Annotated in this window: 7 protein-coding genes; 4 read left to right on the forward strand and 3 right to left on the reverse strand. The window is 69.0% G+C overall.

The genetic code is table 11. The features are described from left to right. Positions 1 to 8 precede the first annotated feature (8 nt). Genes A5706_RS29430 through A5706_RS29440 form a run of 3 tightly spaced genes read right to left on the reverse strand, consistent with a single transcriptional unit; the run spans position 9 to position 2148 of the window. Positions 9 to 638 (reverse strand): DUF1345 domain-containing protein, encoded by a 630-nt coding sequence (locus A5706_RS29430; protein ID WP_068139311.1) that lies wholly within the window; start codon positions 636 to 638, stop codon positions 9 to 11. A 21-nt stretch (positions 639 to 659) separates the two neighbouring features. Further along, positions 660 to 1331 (reverse strand): cutinase family protein, encoded by a 672-nt coding sequence (locus A5706_RS29435; RefSeq protein ID WP_068139315.1) that lies wholly within the window; start codon positions 1329 to 1331, stop codon positions 660 to 662. A 46-nt stretch (positions 1332 to 1377) separates the two neighbouring features. Next, positions 1378 to 2148 carry a class I SAM-dependent methyltransferase gene (locus tag A5706_RS29440; RefSeq protein ID WP_068139318.1) on the reverse strand — a complete coding sequence of 257 codons (771 nt, stop codon included), beginning with the start codon at positions 2146 to 2148 and terminating at the stop codon, positions 1378 to 1380. A gap of 172 nt (positions 2149 to 2320) precedes the next feature. Here A5706_RS29440 and A5706_RS29445 point away from each other — a divergent pair, with 172 nt between their 5' ends. The 4 genes from A5706_RS29445 to A5706_RS29460 all read left to right on the forward strand — a co-directional run. Next, positions 2321 to 3913 carry a PecA family PE domain-processing aspartic protease gene (locus tag A5706_RS29445; protein ID WP_082964722.1) on the forward strand — a complete coding sequence of 531 codons (1593 nt, stop codon included), beginning with the start codon at positions 2321 to 2323 and terminating at the stop codon, positions 3911 to 3913. Between the two features lie 168 nt (positions 3914 to 4081). Beyond that, positions 4082 to 5032 carry a DMT family transporter gene (locus tag A5706_RS29450; RefSeq protein WP_231985460.1) on the forward strand — a complete coding sequence of 317 codons (951 nt, stop codon included), beginning with the start codon at positions 4082 to 4084 and terminating at the stop codon, positions 5030 to 5032. Positions 5033 to 5115: 83 nt separating this feature from the next. Beyond that, positions 5116 to 5994 carry a transglycosylase SLT domain-containing protein gene (locus tag A5706_RS29455; RefSeq protein WP_068139326.1) on the forward strand — a complete coding sequence of 293 codons (879 nt, stop codon included), beginning with the start codon at positions 5116 to 5118 and terminating at the stop codon, positions 5992 to 5994. Between the two features lie 78 nt (positions 5995 to 6072). Next, the coding region (locus tag A5706_RS29460) for a DUF222 domain-containing protein (protein ID WP_156767401.1) at positions 6073 to 6371 on the forward strand (299 nt) is incomplete at its 3' end.

The raw sequence follows: 6371 nt of genomic DNA on the forward strand, positions 1-6371 counted from the left end.
GCCCGGTGTCACAGCTTGGAGCCCAGCCCGGCGATCAAATTGATGGTGACCGCAAGGACAACGGCGCCAAGCAGATACGACAGCAGCGCCTGGCGCAACACCGTCGCCCGGATGGACGTCAGCCCGATCTCGGTGTCCGACACCTGATAGGTCATGCCGACGGTAAACGCGAGATACGCGAAGTCGCTGAACCGGGGCGGCTCCGGTTCGTGGAAGTTGATCCCGCCCGGTTCGTCCGAGTAGTAGAGCCGCGCATAGTGCACGGTGAACAGCGTGTGCACCGCGAACCACGACGCCGAGACGGTCAGGATCCCCAGCAGGGCGGCGACGACGGCCGCGGCGCCGGAGCGAGACCCGGCGGCGACCACATAGGCCACCCCGACCAGGCTGGCGAGGCTCGCCGACAAGACGACGGTGTCGGCGATCCAGCGGGTGGGGTCCTCGCGGGTGACGTATTCGCGGGTTCGGTCGGCGTCCATCCCGCCCAGCAGGAGCCACGTCCACACCACATACACGCCCGCGGTGACGACCCACCCGACGAGGGCGAATCGCCAGCCGATGGCATTGCCCACCGCGACTGCGACGGCGACGCCGAGCACCACGGCGATCAGGATCCGAACCGCTACAAGGGATCTCACAGTCGGATGGCTTGGAGGCTGCTAGCCGTTCTGTGCCCGGGCGGGCGCCTGACCGATCTTGTTGGCGGCGAACGTCGCGGCCTGGTTAACCATGCCGGAGTCGATGTACGACATGTGCGACAAGATGTTGCCGCCCGGGGAGCAGATCGGGTCGTCGGGCGCGCACAGGCTGATGGTCCGGCCGACCAGCACCGGGCTGATCGTCGGAAGCGGCTGGCCGCCCCACAACATGCTGGAGAACCCGCTGGACGGCTCGCCGAACAGGGCGACGGCGGCGACGTGGTCGGCCACCGGGCCCGGCAGCGTCTGGCTGGCGAGGTCGATCACGGTCGAGCCCTGGGAGTACCCGCCGAGCACCATTTTCGTGTTGGGGCAGCTGGCGGCGACGTCCTGGATGTGCGCGCTGGCGTCGTTCGAGCCGGCCGACGCGCTGTTGTGGTAGTCGTCGTTCGCCGGGTAATTGACGGCGTAGGAACTGACGGAGCGCCCCGCGAGCTGTGCAGTGAGCGAGTCGACGAATGCCTGCCCCATGTTTCCGAGGCCGGGCTCCTGGTGGGTGCCACGAGCGAAGACCACCGCGACGTCGGTGCAGGGATCGGCGGACGCGACCGGGACGGCGATCGGCGCGCTCAGCGCCGCCCACGCCGTCACGGCCGACACTCCAACGATGCGGGCAAGCCTGGGTGAATTCATTTCCAAATGCTGACACACCCGCGACGACGGCGGCGCATGCGGTGCCTCAAATCCCGTCGCCGCGCGCGAGCCGATCGGCCCGCCAACAGCGCGCCTGCATGGGCATCTCGACCGTGTCGGCACCGGGGAACCGCGCGGCCAGGGCCGCCCGCGCTTCGGTCAGCCGCCGTGCGCGGTCATCGGGGGATGCGACGAGGAACCTGCTGTAGGTGCCCAGCATCGCGACGGCGTCGTCGATCGTCATGGTTCGCGTGAATCGGAACGTCTCGCGCGCGAAGTTGCCGAACGTCGTCGGCAACGGGAGGACGACGTCCAGGCGCCGGCGAGCCCGGTCGGTCGCCGCGGCGTCGGAGGCCTCGTCGCCGGGCAGCCGGTCGAGGTCGCGCAGCCAGCCCACCTCGCGGTCCCGGCTCGTCCAGATCAGCCCGAGCCGACCGCCGTCGCGCAGCACTCGGCCGATCTCGGGCACGGCGCGCTCGGGGTCCATCCAGTGCCACGCCGACGAGACGAACACCGCGTCCGCGGAGGCGTCGGGCAGCGGAATCGACTCACCGCGGCCCTCGACGACGCGCACGCCGGGGGATCGGGCCGTGAGGACCTTTCGCATGCGCGCGTCGGGTTCGACGGCGACGACCTGCGCGGCCTTGCCCAGCAACGTCCTGGTGAACAGACCGGTGCCCGCACCGACGTCGACGGCCACCCCGCATCCGGACGGGACCAGCCAGTTCACCGCATCCGACGGGGGTTGCGGCCGCAGCCCGTCGTAGTTTTCGGCAATCGACCCGAAGGACATCGCGCGTTGTTGACGGTCGCTCACGGTGCCACGGTAGTCGCGGTCGGCGCCCAGGGCCGTCGGCGCGGAAACGTTTGGTAAATACCGAGAATTTTGGCCCGCTTTTCCCTAGAGTCTGGCGTACCGGCTGGTGGCCTGAGGGCCCGTCCCCGGTGAAAATGCGTGGTCGTGGGGCAGAGGGAAGGACACCCGGGGGATGAGTTTTCTGACGTCACCGCCAGAGATTATTTCGTCGCTGCTCCATTCCGGCGCCGGCCCGGCGCCCATGCTGGCCGCTTCGGCGGCGTGGGACGGGCTTGCCGCCGAACTCGGGACCGCGGCGCAGTCGTTCTCCTCGATCACCTCCGGTTTGGCCGCCGACGCCTGGCAGGGGCCCGCCTCGGCGGCGATGCTGTCGACCGCGGCGCAGTACTCGGCGTCGCTGAGTGCGGCGGCGGCGCATGCGCAGACGGCCGCCCTGCAAGCCCAGGTGGTCGCCGGCGAGTTCGAATCCGCCCTGGCCGCCACGGTGCACCCGGTGGTGGTTGCCGCGAACCGGAATCAGCTGGTGCAGCTGGTGTTTTCGAACCTGTTCGGGCAGAACGCGCCGGCTATCGCCGCCACGGAAGCCGCCTACGAGGAGATGTGGGCCGCCGACGTGTCCGCGATGGTCGGCTACCACGGTGGGGTTTCGGCGGCCGCGGCCCAACTGTCGTCGTGGTCGTCCGCGGTGCAGGCGCTGCCGGCGCAGGCATCCGCCGCGATTGCCGGCCCCCTCAACCCGGCCGCCGCCGTCCCGGCCGCGCTTGGCTCGCTGACCTCTGCGGCCAGCAACCCGCTCGGTAACGTCGTCGGGCGCGTCGAAACCTACGCCGCCGACATCATCAATTTCCCCACCGACATCTTGTTCGGGCGTCAGCTGATCCCGACCGGGCCGCAGTCGCTCGGCACCAGCGCGACGATAAGCGGCGGCACGGCCACCGCCCCACTTTCGGTCTTCGCGGGAACCGAGCCGCTGGTGAACGCCTCGGTCGGCACCGGATCGGCCGTGCCATTGCTGGTCGACACCGGATCCGAGGGCCTCGTCATCCCGTTCACCAGGGTCGGCGGCCTATTGGGCGTGCTCCAGATGGGCATCCCCATCGGCGGCGGCATTGGGGGTTACAGCGGGGGACTGGACTACCTCTACCTGACCTACAACGCGCCGGTGAATTTTGGCGGCGGGCTGACGACCGCGTCCACCCCCGTCAACGTCGAGTTCATGGCTTTCCCGGTCTCCATCCAGTCCGCGATGACCAACGGCCTGACGTTCCAGTCCTTCTTCGCTTCCGACGGCGCCTCCGGCGTTCTGGGAGTCGGGCCCAATGCGGGCGGCCCGGGTCCCAGCATTCCGCTGCAGGCACTGCCGGCGCCCTACAACCAGGGTTTGCTCATCAACCAGACCGCCGCCAATCCTTATCTGCAGTTCGGTGGCCAGCCGACAATCAGTGGCCACCCTGTGTTGACGACGCTGCCCCAAATGCCGATTACCAACCTCGACGTGAAGGTAAATGGCGTCGATGTGGGCCAAGTCGCGTCGATCGTCGACTCCGGTGGCGTTGAAGGAACTCTGCCGTCGAGCATTGGCGCGCACCCTGGAGACACCATCGTGGTCTCCGCCAACGGTCAACCGCTTTACTCGTACATCTACAACGGGGACTACTTCCCGACTCCAATCTCGAGCGGGTTGATGAACACCGGGAACCTACTTTTCGCGGACCACCCCGTCTACATCAACTACGCCACGGGCGGCGCGACCGTATACAACTGATCGGACGCCCCCGCCGCGCCCGCCAACCGTCACGAACACGGGGCCGCTGCCCTTCCTCGAACACCCCGTGTACATCTCGTATAGCCGGGGTGGCGTCGGGACGACGATCTTCTACCAGTGAGTCGCGCCCTCTCGCCGGGCGAGGTTCGCGCCGCTTGAATGCTGGGTATGCACCCGGCCATGGGGTGGGTGGCGCAACACGCAGTTGCGATCGTGTCGGCGTTGCTCGCCGCATTCTGGGCCGCGGTCGGCATCGTCGTTCGGCAACGCGTCGCACGCGGCGTCCCCGACGACAAAGCCATGTCGGCGACGATGGCCACCACCCTGGTCCGCGAACCGCTGTGGTGGGCGGGCACTCTCGCCGCGGTCGCCGGCTACGTCTTCCAAGCGCTGGCACTGGCCCACGGATCCTTACTGCTCGTCCAGCCGCTGCTGGTGTCGTCGCTGCTGTTCGCGCTGCCAATGAGCGCGCGGCTGTGCCACCAGCGCATCAGTTGGGCCGACTGGGGATGGGCGACGCTGTTGACCGCCGCCCTGGCCGTCTTCGTGCTCGTCGGCCAGCCCCGCGAGGGCCACAACCGGGCACCGGTGCCCGCTTGGACGATCGCCCTGATGATGACCGTGCCGCTGGTGATCGTGTGCGTCGCCGCGGCCCGCCGCACCGCCGGCCGGCCCCGCGCCATGCTGCTGGCGGTTCCGGTGGCGGTCCTGCTGGGCATGATTGCCGTCCTGACCAAGATCTGCACGCACCGCTTCTCCGTGGCCGGGTGGCAGGGTCTGCTGACCGTGCCGGCCCTTTATGTGCTGGTCGGGCTCGCCGCGGCGCTCACCGTGGTGCAACAGGCGGCGTTTCACGCCGGCGCGTTGCAGGCGTCCGTACCGATCATGTTGGTCGGCGAACCGATCGTCGCGGTCGTGCTCGGTGTGGTGGTCCTCGGGGAGCACCTGGCGGTGCGGGGATCGGCGGCACTGGTCCTTGCCGTCGCGGTGGTGGCGATGGCGGCGGCCGCCATCGCGCTGGGCCGCGACGAAGCCGCCGGAGCCAGTTTGCCGACCCGACGGCAACCGCCGCTCGAGCCGATGACGGCCGCCGGTTCGCGAATCGGGGACAGCGCATAGCGGCCGCCTCGCGTGTCGCTACCGTTGAGCTACCCCGAGTCGGATCGGACGGGAGGCACACTGTGAGCGGTAAACCGCGCGGCATGCTGGTTGTCCTCGGCGCGTTCCTGGTCGCCCTCGCCGGGGCGCCGGCTCCAACGGCATCCGCCACGACCATGATCCGACCCGCGGCGCCGAGCATCCCCGCCGGCGCGCAGCCCCAGCTGGCGTCGGACCCCGCGCAAGTGGCCGACGACCTCGTCGCCGATGAGCACGCGCTCCGTGACGCGTCGACGGGGGAGGCGGGGTTGGTGGCGGCGGCGCACCGCGAGCAGGCGGCGTATCGCACCATCGGGCGCCACCCCGAATGGGACGCGACCATACGACCGCGGATCCCGGCATCGCTGCTCGATGTCTACGACCGCAACGTCGACGCCCGCCGGCAGCTCACCGCGATGACGGCCGTGCGGGACACGCTGCCCGCGTGGAGCATCGAGCCGCCGGCCCCGGCCGAAGAGCTGCTGGGCTACTACCACCAGGCGGAGTCGGAATCCGGCGTCGGCTGGAACTACCTGGCCGCCATCAACCTCGTCGAGACCCGCCTCGGCAGCATCCATGGCGTGAGCACCGCCGGCGCGCAGGGGCCGATGCAGTTCTTGCCCGGGACGTTTGCCAACTACGGACAGGGCGGTGACATCAATTCGCCGCACGACAGCATCATGGCGGCGGGACGCTACCTGGCCGCCAACGGCTTCGCCGGCGACCGCGATCACGCCATCTACCGGTACAACCACGCGAACGAATACGTGCGAGCGGTCGATCAGTACGCGGCCCTCATCGGGTCCGATCCCGCCACCTTTGCCACCTACTACCGCTGGGACGTCTACTGCAACACCACCGCCGGCGACGTGCTGCTGCCCATCGGCTACGCCGCGTCGTCGCCGATCCCGGCGGCGGACTACGTGGCCAGCCACCCGCAGTGATGGATCCGCGCACTGGCGGCCAATCTCGTTGTCCCGCTTAGCCGAAAACTTGTCGTACCTGGCTGTGATGATGGGGTCATGTCTTCGATCGCATCTGTTGGCGCGTGGGTGGTGAATGAGCCCACGCGTCTTGAGGTGTTGTTTGAGGAGTTGGCGGAGTTGTGTGGGCAACGCAATGCGATTGATGGGCGCATTGTGGAGATCGTCGCTGAGATCGATCGCGACGGATTGTGGGGGAATACCGGGGCGCGGTCGATCCCGGCGTTGGTGGCCTGGAAGACCGGTTGCTCGCCGGCCAACGCCCACACGATCGCCACGGTGGCGGGCCGCGCGCAGGAGTTTCCGCGGTGCACCGGGGCCTTGCGCCAGGGGCGGTT

It is taken from the genome of Mycobacterium sp. E796 (genome assembly GCF_001672815.1).
Lineage (GTDB): Bacteria > Actinomycetota > Actinomycetes > Mycobacteriales > Mycobacteriaceae > Mycobacterium.

Excerpts from the sequence above, each read along its gene's own strand:
- A5706_RS29455 (WP_068139326.1), top strand. The coding sequence starts at position 5,116 with ATGCTGGTTGTCCTCGGCGCGTTCCTGGTCGCCCTCGCCGGGGCGCCG.
- A5706_RS29445 (WP_082964722.1), top strand. The coding sequence starts at position 2,321 with ATGAGTTTTCTGACGTCACCGCCAGAGATTATTTCGTCGCTGCTCCAT.
- A5706_RS29435 (WP_068139315.1), bottom strand. The coding sequence starts at position 1,331 with ATGAATTCACCCAGGCTTGCCCGCATCGTTGGAGTGTCGGCCGTGACG.
- A5706_RS29450 (WP_231985460.1), top strand. The coding sequence starts at position 4,082 with ATGCACCCGGCCATGGGGTGGGTGGCGCAACACGCAGTTGCGATCGTG.